The organism is Salinibacillus kushneri (assembly GCF_900111405.1).
Taxonomy (GTDB): Bacteria; Bacillota; Bacilli; order Bacillales; family Alkalibacillaceae; genus Salinibacillus; species Salinibacillus kushneri.
Map to the genome: position 1 here is coordinate 369266 of NZ_FOHJ01000001.1, position 14108 is coordinate 383373.

At 38.8% G+C, this 14108-nt stretch carries 11 protein-coding genes; 1 reads left to right on the forward strand and 10 read right to left on the reverse strand.

The window, feature by feature from the left end; all coding sequences use genetic code 11:
• Positions 1 to 10: 10 nt before the first annotated feature.
• From rpe to BMX63_RS01770, 6 genes are all read right to left on the reverse strand, one after another.
• Positions 11 to 697, reverse strand: a complete 687-nt coding sequence (gene rpe / locus BMX63_RS01745; RefSeq protein ID WP_093131337.1) for a ribulose-phosphate 3-epimerase — start codon at positions 695 to 697, stop codon at positions 11 to 13.
• A gap of 333 nt (positions 698 to 1030) precedes the next feature.
• Positions 1031 to 1828, reverse strand: a complete 798-nt coding sequence (locus BMX63_RS01750) for a DeoR/GlpR family DNA-binding transcription regulator (RefSeq protein ID WP_093131339.1) — start codon at positions 1826 to 1828, stop codon at positions 1031 to 1033.
• Positions 1829 to 2124: 296 nt separating this feature from the next.
• Positions 2125 to 2889, reverse strand: a complete 765-nt coding sequence (locus tag BMX63_RS01755; protein WP_093131341.1) for a DeoR/GlpR family DNA-binding transcription regulator — start codon at positions 2887 to 2889, stop codon at positions 2125 to 2127.
• 2 nt (positions 2890 to 2891) lie between these two features.
• The gene (locus BMX63_RS01760) at positions 2892 to 4385 is read right to left on the reverse strand and encodes a rhamnulokinase (RefSeq protein ID WP_093131343.1); all 1494 of its coding nucleotides are present in this window, start codon (positions 4383 to 4385) and stop codon (positions 2892 to 2894) included.
• Entirely contained in the window at positions 4382 to 5602 is a 1221-nt protein-coding gene (rhaI, locus tag BMX63_RS01765; protein ID WP_093131345.1) for an L-rhamnose isomerase, read from the reverse strand. The genes BMX63_RS01760 and rhaI overlap by 4 nt, the downstream gene beginning before the upstream one ends.
• Before the next feature lie 89 nt (positions 5603 to 5691).
• Positions 5692 to 7758 (reverse strand): bifunctional aldolase/short-chain dehydrogenase, encoded by a 2067-nt coding sequence (locus BMX63_RS01770; RefSeq protein WP_093131347.1) that lies wholly within the window; start codon positions 7756 to 7758, stop codon positions 5692 to 5694.
• 217 nt (positions 7759 to 7975) lie between these two features.
• Here BMX63_RS01770 and BMX63_RS01775 point away from each other — a divergent pair, with 217 nt between their 5' ends.
• Entirely contained in the window at positions 7976 to 8989 is a 1014-nt protein-coding gene (locus tag BMX63_RS01775) for a substrate-binding domain-containing protein (RefSeq protein ID WP_093131349.1), read from the forward strand.
• Between the two features lie 47 nt (positions 8990 to 9036).
• Here BMX63_RS01775 and BMX63_RS01780 read toward each other — a convergent pair whose 3' ends face one another.
• The 4 genes from BMX63_RS01780 to BMX63_RS01795 form a co-directional block, all read right to left on the reverse strand.
• A complete protein-coding gene (locus tag BMX63_RS01780) occupies positions 9037 to 10824 on the reverse strand; it encodes an L-fucose isomerase (RefSeq protein WP_093131351.1) in 1788 nt (595 codons plus the stop codon).
• Positions 10821 to 12308 (reverse strand): rhamnulokinase, encoded by a 1488-nt coding sequence (locus BMX63_RS01785; RefSeq protein ID WP_093131353.1) that lies wholly within the window; start codon positions 12306 to 12308, stop codon positions 10821 to 10823. Before BMX63_RS01785 ends, BMX63_RS01780 begins: the two co-directional genes overlap by 4 nt.
• Before the next feature lie 25 nt (positions 12309 to 12333).
• Positions 12334 to 12984, reverse strand: a complete 651-nt coding sequence (locus BMX63_RS01790; protein ID WP_093131355.1) for a class II aldolase/adducin family protein — start codon at positions 12982 to 12984, stop codon at positions 12334 to 12336.
• 108 nt (positions 12985 to 13092) lie between these two features.
• A complete protein-coding gene (locus BMX63_RS01795; protein WP_425441437.1) occupies positions 13093 to 14082 on the reverse strand; it encodes an ABC transporter substrate-binding protein in 990 nt (329 codons plus the stop codon).
• Positions 14083 to 14108: the final 26 nt, after the last annotated feature.

The following is a 14108-nucleotide window of genomic DNA, read 5'->3' on the forward strand; positions in this document are numbered from 1 at the left end:
CCAGAAAATTTTAATATAAATTCAATTTTTCCTTCCTGTTACTTAAGAGCAGATTCAATTCATCCATCGCCTGCTCCAATGTCTTATCCTTTTTAAACAGGCTGGATGTACCACAGACTAACATTTCTGCTCCTCTATCCATTACTTTTGGAATCGTTTCATAACTTATATTTCCATCAACTTGAATCTCAATTGATAGGTTTTTTCCATTAATCATTTGATGGAGCTCACCAATTTTATCCATAGCTAACGGTATAAACTTTTGTCCAGCAAAGCCCGGATTAACTGTCATTAATAATACATAATCAATGGTATCCCATATATAATCCAATACGGTTAGTGGAGTTGCAGGATTTAATGCTATCCCCGCCTTCATTCCACGATCTCGAATAGACTGTAAAGTTCGCTGTAAGTGTGTTGTTGCTTCAGCGTGGACAGAAATCATATCTGCCCCAGCTTCCGAAAACACATCAATATAGTTTTCCGGCTCTTCAATCATAAGGTGTGCATCAAACGGAACCTTTGTCAGTGGACGCAATGACTTCATAATATCCGGCCCTAAAGTGAAGTTTGGGACAAAGCGGCCATCCATCACATCAAAATGAAAAAAATCAACATCCTTGCGATCTAAACGCAAAATATTATCTTTTAATTCCCCCATATTTGCACACATTATTGAAGGCCCTATTTTCACCATTCAACCCCCCCCTTTTTTGTCTAACCCTTTAACACTTATAAATATATATAACCCCCTATTGAAACCGTTGTCATTTACATTCAAAAAAATTCAAGAAATGTCCAAAAACTTTTAGTTTGATTTTAGTATACCAACCAAAACTGTGGTTTTCAACAATAAATTTTGGGTTTTGTGTTTGTTATCAAATAAAAATATCCAAAACAAAACTGTATACCAAATATAATGTGTAAAATCCCTATATAAGGACTAAAAAAGACACAAGCCAAAAATAGCTCATGTCTCTTATGAATAATAAATATGATTTTCATATAAAGAATTAACCTTGACCTCGCTTTACTCGTCTGCAATATATGCTTTAATCCCCAAATTATTTAACTCTTTTATCTTTTCAATAGAAACTTTATTATCCGTAATAAGATAATCGACATCCTGGAGATTACACAATCTTATCAGGGATTTTTTTTCAAATTTACTATAATCCACTAATAAGTATAACTTTTCGGATATATCTAAGAACTGTTTTTTTACTAATGCCTGCGCTTCGTGAATTTCGCTTACACCTCTTTTAAAATCAACTCCCATACATGAGAAAAAGAATTTATCAACATGATAGTCTTTTATAACCCGTTCAGCAAAATTACCAACAAGTGACATGGAACCTTCTGAAGCATAACCACCTATTAAAATAACTTCAATGTTTTCTTCTTTAACAAGTTCCATTGTAACGGGGATGGAATTTGTAATGATTGTTAATCCTTTATCTTTTAAATATTTGGTCATTTGCAAGCCTGTTGTACTTGCATCAATAGCAATAATATCACCATCATCAATAAATGAAGCGGCCTTTTTTGCAATCATTTCCTTTTCTTCCATATGGGTTTCCTGTCTTCTTAATACCGGGATTTCTACGCCTTCTTCCATTTCACGTTTGACTGCTCCACCATGAATTCGATTTAAGAAGCCGTCTGTTTCTAGCTTTTCTAAATCTCTTCGTATGGTTTCTTCACTCACACCAAACTTTTTACTTAACTCATTTACTCTAACAGCACTATTCTGGTCAACTAAATCTGTAATTTTACGTTGACGCTCATTTAAAAATATCGAGGCGTTTTTATTCACACCATTCCTCATTGTCATACTCCTTTATGTATAAGTCAACATCATCCACAAATCAAACAAATATATAAGTGAACAAAACCAAATATAATGCGGGTTTCATTTTGTTTTTGTGGCAAATAATTCTGTTTTAGGTGGCTTTATTTGACATTCAAATGACGAAATCTATAAACCAATCTTTCTGACACTCTTATAAAACTATCCTTATCATATCGAAAATACATAGAAGATATCAACAGAAACAAATATTTCTTTATAAAAAAACACTCTTATTCCTAAAGAAAGAATAAAAGTGTTATAACTAGCATGAGTTATACAGTAACGACCCGGATATTATTTTCCCTTAATAATTGTAATGTTTCACTTGAGACAGTTTGATCGGTAATCACATAATTTAACTTATCTAAAGGGTGAATATGCGAAAATGAACGTACTCCAAACTTAGTGTGATCAACCATTACATATATAGAATCTGATATGTCGCAAATCTTCTTTTTAATTCGTCCCTGCTCTTCATTTGATTCACTGATTCCATAACCTAAATCAAACCCTTGACAGGATATAAATGCCTTGTGGACATGATAAGTATTCAAAGATTCTTCGGCTAAAGGACCGACATAAGAAAGAGAACGAGAAGTTAGAATACCTCCTGTAGATATGACCGTAATATTTGATTTTAAGCTTAACTCTAATGCCACTTTAATCGAATTGGTCAAAACAGTTAGGGGTATGTCCGGTAATATTTTAGCCATATACCAGGCTGTTGAACTCGCATCTAATATAATTTTATCTCCTTCATTGACATGTTTAACAGATTCAGCTGCAATCGATCGCTTTTCTGTTACATTTTTAATTTCTCGTTCCTTATAGGATGTCTCAGTCGCTTCCTGCTGCGAATTTAGACTAACTGCTCCACCATGACTTCTCTCTAGTTTATTTTCTCTTTCCAGCTTTTCTAAATCCCGCCGAATGGTTTCTTCTGTAACGGAGAACAATTGACTTAGTTCAGACACTCGAATACTTTTTCGTTCATTAACAAGTTCCGCAATTTTCTGATGCCTTTCAGCGACCAACATAACTAGTTCCTCTCTTTCGACTGCTCATCAAGTATAACTTTAAATCGATTATATGCCTGCTCCCACTTATGACTATCTTCCTTTTCGTATTTCTTAATTGGAAAAGAGTTTCTCACAATATTTCGAGCTTCCTGGAGATTTTCAATTCGATTAAGGCCCTGATACTGCATTAAAATGTTCCCAATTGAACTGGCTTCTATTGGTCCAGCATAAACAGGTCTATGAATCGCATTAGCCGTAAATTGGCATAAAAGGCTGTTCTTGATACCGCCACCTACCATATGCAATTCGGAAAATGATACTCCTGTCAATTCTTCAAGACGTTCTAAAACAAATCGATATTTAAGAACCAGGCTTTCCAAAATACATCTCAGGATTTCACCCTTAGTTTGTGGTACATATTGATTGGTTTCCTGACAATATCGTTGAATTTCCTTTGGCATATGGGCTGGTTTAATAAACATAGAATCATCTGGGTTTACAAAGGCTCTGAATGGGTCCGCCTGTTCAATAAGCTCTTTCTGTAACTCAAATGATAATCTTTCTCCTTCTAATTCCCATATCCGGGTACTTTCCTGCAGTAACCACAGTCCCATAATATTTTTTAATAGTCGATACGTATCATTTACGCCGCCTTCATTGGTAATGTTCCATTTTAACGTTTTTTCATTAATAACAGGATCAGGTACTTCTGTTCCAAGTAGAGACCATGTACCACAGCTTAAGTAGGCAAAGTTCTGATCTTTAATCCTTGGAACAGCAGCCACTGCAGAGGCCGTATCATGTTCACCCACGGCCATAACCGAAAGTGAGCTTTGGATACCAAGTTCATCACGAATATCTGGTAAAACCTCTCCTACCATCGTTCCAGGCTGTATGGTATCTTTGAAAATTTTTGAAGGCAACCCTAATTTTTCAATAATTTCATAGTCCCAATTCTGCATTTCCGGATTAAACAGCTGAGTCGTCGTAGCATTTGTAAATTCACTTTTTTGCTGTCCTGTTAAAAAATATTGTAACAAATCCGGAATCATAAGTAGACTGTCGGCATTTTGCAAGGCGGTATTATTAGCCGTTTTCATGGCATACAAATGATAAATCGTGTTAATATCCATAAACTGAATGCCGGTACGATGAAACAATTCTTCTTTTGGAATGATGGTTAAAACCTCATCCATTATATCACGGGTATGACGGTCTCGATAATGGTATGGATTTGCCAGCAATTCACCGTTTTTATCCAGAAGTCCAAAATCAACTGCCCACGAATCAATTGCTAGACTTTCAATATTTGTAAATCCAATTTGATGTGCTTTCAAAATACCTTGTTTGATTTCAGTAAACAAGTTTAAAATATCCCAATGTAAATGACTGCCTACTTGGACAGGCTTATTTTTAAAACGATGTATTTCCTGAATAGTGAGATAACCGTTATCGATCTGTCCGATAACTGCTCTACCACTGCTTGCACCCAGATCAAATGCTAATACAGTCACCAGCTAGCCCCGCCTTTTCCGCGTTTTAGAATTTTTTCGCCGTATTCGCTTTCAAGATAAGCAGCCATCGGATCTGCCGGAACTCCCATTTCTTCCCGTACAACACGCAGCAATGGGGTAACATCAAATTCGAAGGCTTTTCTCACTGCATGTTCAGCTGCAAGTACATCTTGTTTTTCCTGTGCCTGCTGTACTTCATCTAAGTTAATGAGAAGGGCTTTGGCATACAGTGTTTGCACATTTGTAATCGAACGAATCATAGCAGGTATTTTAGCTTCCAGATTGTGGCACTGATCAAGCATATACGCAATACTCTTAGCATTTTTCTGAACTCCAGCATCCTCGTCATATAGTGCCGACACAATTTGATAGAAGGTTAAAAACAGTTCATAAGGATTTAGAGAGCCGGCAAATAAGTCATCATCAGCATATTTTCTACTATTGAAATGGAAGCCTCCCAGTCGTTTTTCATCTAGTAAGTAAGCGACAATATGCTCAATATTTGTTCCCTGAGGATGATGCCCTGTATCGACTAACACCTCTGCTTTTGGACCAAGCTTTTGTGCCATGTTATAGGACATACCCCAGTCAGCCAAATCAGTATGATAAAAAGCAGGTTCAAAGAATTTATATTCAATAAGCATGCGCATGTCTTCATCTAAGGCGTTATACATTTCCGATAAACATTCATACATCCAATGCTTCCGTTTTCTAATATCAGCCTGCCCCGGATAATTGGTTCCATCGGCAAACCAAAGACTCAGTTCTTTGGATCCAACCGTCTTTGCAATGTCAACACATTCCAGTAGATGATCAGTAGCTTTACGACGAATATCCGGATCAGAATTGGTAACGCTGCCAAATTTGTACTCATCATCCTGAAATAGATTAGGATTGACTGCTCCCAGATGGACACCATGTTGCTCAGCATGCGCTTTCAATTTTGTGAAATCATCCACGTAATCCCACGGAATGTGAATTGCTACCCCGGGACTAATCCCTGTATGCTTCTGTACCTGTGCAGCATCTTCTATTTTCTCAAAAGGATCTCTTGGTACACCTTCCTGCTGGAATACCTTAAACCGGGTACCTGAATCTCCATACCCCCATGAAGGTGTTTCAATTTTTATCGTTCTTAACTTTTCTTTCACCTCATCCAGATTAATCCCTCGGTCTTTTTGCTGCTCCTCAAACAAGACATAATGTTTATCTGCCATGACCAGTATTCTCCCTTCTTATTAATAGGTGGAAACCCCATGCGGAAAGGGGCTTCCTTAGATTATAAGTTTAGTAGGTTAGCAGAACATTAGCGCGTAAATGCCGCTGAAACTCCACCATCTACTGTCACCATACAGCCTGTTGTTTTAGAAGATTTGTCAGAGGATAAGAACGCAATGGTTTCCGCAATATCCTCTGGAAGAATATTTACATTTAATATGGTTCTCTTTCGGTAGTGCTCTTCTAATTCATCTGTTCCAATTCCATAGGAGGAAGCACGTTCTTCTTTCCATTTTGAATCCCAAATTTTGGACCCACGGATAACAGCATCAGGAAGAACAGAGTTTACACGAATTCCAAGTGGTCCGCCGTCGACTGCAATTGTTCTCGCTAAATGAACCTCTGCTGCTTTAGCCGTACTGTATGCAGCCGCGTTTTTACCTGCATAAATGGAATTCTTAGAACCGACAAAGACCATATTTCCACCTGTTTCCTGATCCTTCATAAGCTTAAATACCTCACGTGCTACCAGAAAGTAGCCCGTTACAAGTACATTTATATTTAGGTTCCACGCATCCATCGTCGTTTCTTCAAATGGACTGGAACTTGCAAGACCTGCATTATTAACAAGAATATCAATACCACCATAAGTAAGGACAGATTGTTTTATCGCATCCTTCACATCCTCTTCTTTTGTTACGTCCATTTTTACTGCTGCAGCACGGCTTGGTCCATACTGACTATTAATCTCGTTAGCCAGCTCCTGCGCACCTTCTAAATTGATGTCTGCAATGACTACATGCGCACCATCTGAAACCAGGCGATAGCTTGTTGCCGTTCCAATACCGCCAGCTCCTCCGGTTACAAACGCCACTTGTCGGGAGAAGTCTGCTTCAGGTGGAGCAAGGCTAAGTTTATATAACTCCAGTGGCCAATACTCTACTGCAAATGATTCTGATTCATTTAAAGATACAAAGTTTCCTAGAATACTGGAACCACGCATAACCGCAACAGCACGGTGATATAAGTCCCGGCTTACATAGGCGGCCTTCATGTCTTTTCCTGTATTAATCATTCCCACACCTGGGATTAAGATGACACGTGGTGCCGGCTCAGCCATATTATCCCCTTCTGTTTTATTCCGATTGAAATACGCATTATATTCCTCTTCAAAGGATTTAATTCCTGATTTCACTTTCTCAATGAGGCTGTCAGTGTCTCCGCTTTTTGGATCCCATTCTACAAATAATGGCACACGCTTTGTATGCACAAGATGATCTGGGCAGGCAGCCCCTACACCCGCTAATTCTTTTGCGTCTTTACTATTTACAAAATGGAGAACAGCTTCACTGTCATCATAGGTTGCAAGCATTCTATTATTTTGACTTACTTGTCCTCTTACAACTGGCAACACTTTAGATAAAACTTCTTTCCTCTCTTCAGCAGGAAGAGCTTCGTACTTATTACCACCAAACAAGGTGTAATTCTTTGCTTTTTCCTCAATATAATCCTCTGCCTCCTGAATAATAGAAATCGTCTTTTCATAGCTTTCCTTGGAAGTTTCTCCCCATGTAACAAGGCCGTGCTTTTCCATAATAACGAGCTCCGCCTGAGGATTATTTTGAACCCCTTCCGCAATCATTTTGGAAAGACTGAAACCCGGGCGAATATAAGGAACCCAAACGAAACGGTCTCCATATAATTCTTTCGCAATGTCCTTCCCGTTATCTGCACAGGCTATACTAATAATGGCATCTGGATGAGTGTGATCTACATGTTTAAAAGGCAGGAAGGCATGGAGTAAGGTTTCTATGGATGAACGTGGATGTTTAGCATCAATCATAGTATGTCCTAGATACTCAACCATTTCTTCATCCGTCATTTCATCTCTCTCCAAAAGTGGACGAATATCTTCCATTTTAAGACCTGTAAAATTGTGGGCCTTCATCGTTGCGAGGTCAGAGCCACTACCCTTCACCCACATCACTTCAATTTCATCACCTTTGAAGTCTTTGATGAATGTTTTAGCTGAGGTATTTCCTCCGCCGAAGTTTGCTATTGAACGATCAGAGCCTAATAGATTTGATCTGTAAACCAATTCATATAAAACGCTTTCAAAAATTGATTCATTATCTTGCCATTTGTTTTTTACCAAACAAATCCCTCCCTTTTTTCAGTATTTTCATCTTAACATGTTTTTGTTTATTTTTGAACACTCTTTGTTTATTTTTGTTTTTTACAATATCAGATATCATCCTTATTTCTAGTTTAAAATATCTCAAACCCTTTTTATAGACTTTTTGTTACCGATATCATAAAATAGAATTACATAAATAATACGTATTTAGGAAGAAAGAAGAGGAGAAATGTGAATGACGACAATATATGATGTAGCCAAAAGAGCCAATGTTTCAGCCATGACCGTATCGAGAGTAATCAATAACGCTTCTTCCATTAAAAAGGAAACACGTCTGCGGGTGGAAAAAGCCATTAAAGAGCTGGATTATATTCCCAATCGCTCTGCCCAAAGTTTGACGTCAAAAGATACTAGACTTCTATCTTTAATTGTTACGGATGTTACCAATCCCTTTTATACAAGGATAGCTCGTGGTGCTGAGGATAAAGCCCATGAGGAAGGATATCAGCTTGTCTTTAGTAATTCGGATGAAAATATTGAAAAGGAATCTTCCTATATCCGTTCTGCCATTTCCAGAGGAATTGATGGAATTCTCTTTACACCATCAGGGGATGACTCCAGGAAGAATATTAAATTTATTCAAAAGCATAATATACCTGTTGTTTTAATTGACCGTTATTTGGATGGTATTGAGCTGGACTCCATTATTGGTGATAATCATACGGGAACAAAAAAATTAATGAATCATCTATATGAATATGGCCACAGAAAAATTGGTTTTGTAACTGGTCCGAACTCCGTTTCAACAACAAGAGAACGTATGGAAGGGTTCAAAAGTTTTATAGAGGAAAACCATTTGCCTTATAATCAAAAGTGGGTTTTTACTACCAATCTAACAAATATGAAAACATCTCATTTTATTAAAGACTTATTAACCCTGCCAAAAGAGGACAGACCAACAGCCATATTTTGCACAAATAACTTTCTGGCAGTCGATTTAATGAATAGCCTAAATAATATTGATTTAAAAGTTCCGGACGATATTTCCATTGTTTGTTTTGATGATCCCCAGCCCATCCCTATGCATAATTCATTTTTCACCGTCGTTTCTCAGCAGCCCTATGAATACGGATATATAGGGTTGTCAATGCTGATTAATCGAATCGAAGGGAAGCAAAAAGAAGAGCAAAAAAGAATCGTCTATACACCAGAATTAATGATTAGACATTCGACAAAAATTATAAATTAAAAAAGGATCGAAATCTAATAGATTTCGATCCTTTTTTCGCATATTTATTACCGATATAAAGGACCAAAATTTTGACAGGAGCGGTAATCCGCACCCTCTTGATCCTTCGTACCGAACATTTCCCAAGCACTTGGTCTGAAGATTTTTTCTTCAGAAACATTATGCATGTTTACCGGAATACGTAAAATGGATGCCAATGTAATCAAGTCTGATCCAATGTGATCATAACTCATAGAGCAATGATTGGAACCCCAGTTGTTCATGACAGAGTATACATCCTTAAAGGCTCCATCCCCTGTTAAATTTGGTACAAACCAGGTAGTAGGCCAGGTTGGATCCGTTCGATCATCCAGTGTATGATGAACTTCTTCTGGAATATCCACCGAATAACCCTCTGCAATTTGGAGGACGGGTCCGATACCCTTAACTAAATTAATTCTTGCAATGGTTACAGGCATACCGCCTTTTGTCAAGATATCTGTTGACCATCCGCCACCTCGGAAATAATCTGTTGAAGCTGGTCGCCATAATGTGGAATCAAGCATTTTCTTTACTTCTTCATCCGTTATTTCCCAATAAGGCTTAATAACAGGACTTCCATCTTTCATCTGTTCACCTGTTCCATCTAAAGCTGCTGCACCTGAGTTTAGTAAATGAATAATGCCATTTTCCGCTTTTCCTGTTAACGTTTGACCTGTTACCCGCTTAACGGCTTCCGGACTCCAATAGGTACGTACATCCGCAAAGACTTGAGCAGTATTGGTCAGAAGGTGACCAAATAACATGGTTGCTCCATTTAAAGTGTCATTTTCTGTAGCAACTAGAAAGGGTGCACGGGTACCATTCCAATCAAATGAAGTATTAAGGATGGTCTCCATAAAGTCTCCATTCGGAAAATGATCCGTCCACTGACGTTGTCCCTGAAAACCAGCAACAATTGCATGATGGCCCTCTGCTTCCTCTTCATACCCCATTTCAGCTAACTTAGGATTTCCTATCATTAAGTCACGGGCAATCAGCGTCATTTTAATATTGGTTTCCCAGTCCTGTTCCTTTTGTTGTCTGGACCGCTTAAAATCATCAGGATTATTGTCAGGACCTTCTTTACAATTCTCCCTCACCCAATCCAGAGCCTTGGCAAATTCATCTTTATCATAAATTTCCTCATTTAATCTTCTTACAAACTCCGTCATATCAATGTATTCATTTCGCATTCCCAGGTAATCCTGAAAAAAGTCCTCGTTAACCATGCTGCCACCAATACCCATAGATACAGAACCCATAGATAAGTAGGATTTATCCTTCATCATGGCAGCGGCCAATCCTGCTTTCGCAAAGCGAAGCAGTTTCTCCTGAACATCCTCTGGAATAGAATCATCATCTAAATCCTGGACATCCTTTCCATAAATGCCGAATGCAGGTAGCCCTTTTTGATTGTGCGCAGCTAATACGGCTGCTAAATAGACTCCTCCTGGCCGGTCACTTCCGTTAAATCCCCAAACAGCCTTGGGTATTGTTCGATCCATGTCCATCGTTTCCGACCCATAACACCAGGATGGGGTCACAGTAATCGAAACACCCACCCCTTCCTTTTTAAACTTCTCAGCTGTTTTTGAGGCTTCTGCAACTCCACCAATTGTTGTATCAGCAATTACACATTCCACAGGCTCACCATTATAATAATTCATGTTTTCAGATAAGAAAGAAGCAACAGCTTTTGCCAAATTCATCGTAATGTCCTCTAATGATTCACGGACGCCTTTTCTTCGGCCATCAATCGTAGGTCTGATACCAATTTTTGGTAAATTTCCGTAATATCTGTGCTCTGTAGTCATAAATGATTCCTCCCCTGCTTTATTAAGTCTGTAAACCTTTCATACGCCTGCTGCCATTCACCAGGATTTTCCGGTTCATAAGTTGTTGTCGTAAAGGATGAAGCTACCAGGCTTCTTGCTTCAGCTAAATTGTTTATTTCCCCCAAAGCAAGTAATTGTCCAATCGAATTCCCAATTGAACTTACCTCAATCGGACCAGCAACCACTTGTCTCTGGGTGGCATTAGCTGTAAATTGACAAAGCCACTCATTTTGTATACCTCCGCCTCCCATATTAATGACGTGGATCCTTTTGCCTGTTAATTGCTCCATTCGCTCGATAACCCAGCGATATTTTAAAGCGAGACTTTCAAGGATTACGCGAAGGATTTCCCCCTTTGTTTCTGGAACACTCTGATGGGTTTCTTGACAAACGTTTTGTATCTTTTTCACCATATCAATAGGGTTTAAAAAAACATCTAAATCTGGATTGATAAAGCTTTGAAAAGGCTTCGCCTCTTTTACAAACGCTGCTTCTTCTGTGTAGGAAATGCCACTGCCTTCTTTTTCCCAAACCTTTTTACATTGCTGGATTAACCATAATCCCATGCTATTTTTTAGTAGTCGGTAATCTCCATCCATCGTGCCTTCATTTGTAAATCCCCATTCAAGAGATTGCTTGGTGATGACAGGTTCTTTCACTTGAACCCCTAGTAAAATCCATGTTCCACAGCTCATAAAGGCTGAATGATCATCTTTTAAAGGCAATGCCGCTAAGGCACAAGCTGTATCATGTCCCGCACCTGCAATAACTGGAACAGGATTGATATTTAATTCCTGATTAATTGACTCCAATGTTGGTCCCAGCACAGTCCCTGGCTCAACCACAGGTGCCATGATACCTTTTGGAATTTGAAAAGTATCCAGCAATTCCTCATCCCAGGTTCTTTGTTCAATGTTCAACATAGATGTCGTGGTGCTAATCGTAAACTCATTTGCTTTCACTCCAGAGAATAAGTAACTGACAAGATTAGGAGTGAGCAGTAAAGAATTAGCCTGCTCCAGTAATTCAGGATTACGCTCTTGAATGGCTGCTAATTGACAAATCGTATTAATCGGAGCCGGTTCAACACCTGAAATCCCAAACCATTCATTGGCAGACAACTTTTGCAGAACAAGATTTATTCCTCTAAATGTCTGACTATCTCGATAAGAAAACGGATTTCCTAAAATCTCACCCTGCTTTGTCAGGAGGCCAAAATCCACTCCCCACGTATCAACAGCCACACTGGAAATATCCCCATGTCCTTGTTTTACACTTTTTAAAATTCCTGTTTTCATCTCATCAAAAATTTTTAAAATATCCCAATAATAATGACTGGTCAAGAAAACCGGTTCATTTTTAAATCGATGTACTTCTTCAATCTCTAAATGGTCTCCACTAAATTTACTTAACATTAAGCGTCCATTAGATGCGCCTAAGTCAAAGGCCCATACTTTTTTCATTTATATACACCCTCCGGACGATTGGTTATTTTGAATCCTTGAGTAATTCCTGTCGATATTTTTCGGAGGACAGATTGCGAAGATCCTCACATTCCTCCTCTGTTAATATTCTCGGATTTCCGACAGTCTGACTAATGGTAAATACTTTGGCGGATTCTTCAGTTAATTGCATAAAAAAGAAAGCTTCTTTCATCGTTTTCCCGACTGTTAGCACACCATGATTTCTCATAACGACTACATCGTTTTGTTCGATAACCTCACCAACAGCATCAGCCAGTACATGTGTGGTAGGAATTATATACTCTAAATAGGCAATGCTGTTAACCATGGCAGGAAAGTCAGGGAATAGGTTAGGGATATTTTGTCCAGTAGACGAAACGCCAACTGAATAACTGGGATGGGCATGAAGTACAGCTGTTATATCAGGGCGTCTTCGGAAACATTCAAGATGCATCAATAGTTCTGAAGAAGGTTTTATGTCATCTAACACTTCACCTGTTTCTATATTGACTCGCACCCATTGATTGTCCTCTACTTCCTGAAGATCATAACCACTGGGGGAAAGGTACATTATGTTGCCATCCCGCATGCTTAAGTTTCCACCTGCCCCGACAACAAGGCCTGTTTCCACAACCTTCTTGGCATATCGATTTAAATCACGAATCACATCTATCATTTAATCCTCTCCCTTCTTTATATAAAGGGGCTAAATAGCCTTTGATATCGATAACATAGATACTTCATAAAATGGAGGAAGCTCTTATTGAGCAACCTCCAGATATTTTTATTCGTAAATAACTTCCTGAATTTCTTCGTCGTCTATATTTTCCTGATCATACCAGTAATATCCTGTATCAACCACTTCAGGAAGTTCCTTCCCATTAATGGCTTGAACAGCTGCTTTTACAGTTTCATATCCAATCCCTACAGGATTCTGAGTAATCGCACCAGCCATTGTTCCATCTTTAATGGCATCAATTTGTGCTTTTCCAGAGTCAAATCCAACAATCGTGATGTCTCCTTCTGCTCCCATTTCTTTGACAGCATTAACAACACCAATAGCTGAACCTTCATTAGAACCGAAAATACCATCTAAATCCGGATGAGCTTGCATCATGGTTTTCGCAAGGTCAGTAGATTTCAAATGGTCTCCTCCACCATACTGAACATCTACAATTTCGATGTCAGGATATTCTGACTCCATTTGCTCCAAAAAGCCATCACGACGATCTACCCCTGTTACACTCGTCTGGTCGTGGACAACTAATGCTACTTTACCTTCTCCACCAATTAACTCCGCCATATGATCAGCCGCAGCAGCTGCAGCAGCTTTGTTATTGGTTGAAGCTGTAGTTAACGGAATATCACTATCCACACCAGAGTCAAAAGCAATGACTGGAATTTCTTCCGATTCAGCCTCCTCCAGTAATGGAGTAGCTGCTTTACTATCTAGGGCAGCAAACCCAATTGCATCAGGATCCTTATCAAGAGCTGACCTCAACATTTCAATTTGTTTATCTACCTGTGATTCAGATTCAGGTCCCTCAAACGTAATTTCTACATCAAACTCCTCTGCTGCCTGCTCGGCACCTCTGTTAACAGCTTGCCAGAATTGGTGCTGAAACCCTTTTGAAACGACCGCAATATATGGCTTATCACTGTCGCCTCCTCCTTCACTATCGCCATTTGAACTTCCAGCTTCATCTTCTCCGCAAGCTACTAAAACAGCAGTAACAAAAAACAACCCAAACAGTGTTACAAACAATTTTTTCACTGAAATTCCCCCTATTTTAAATTTTT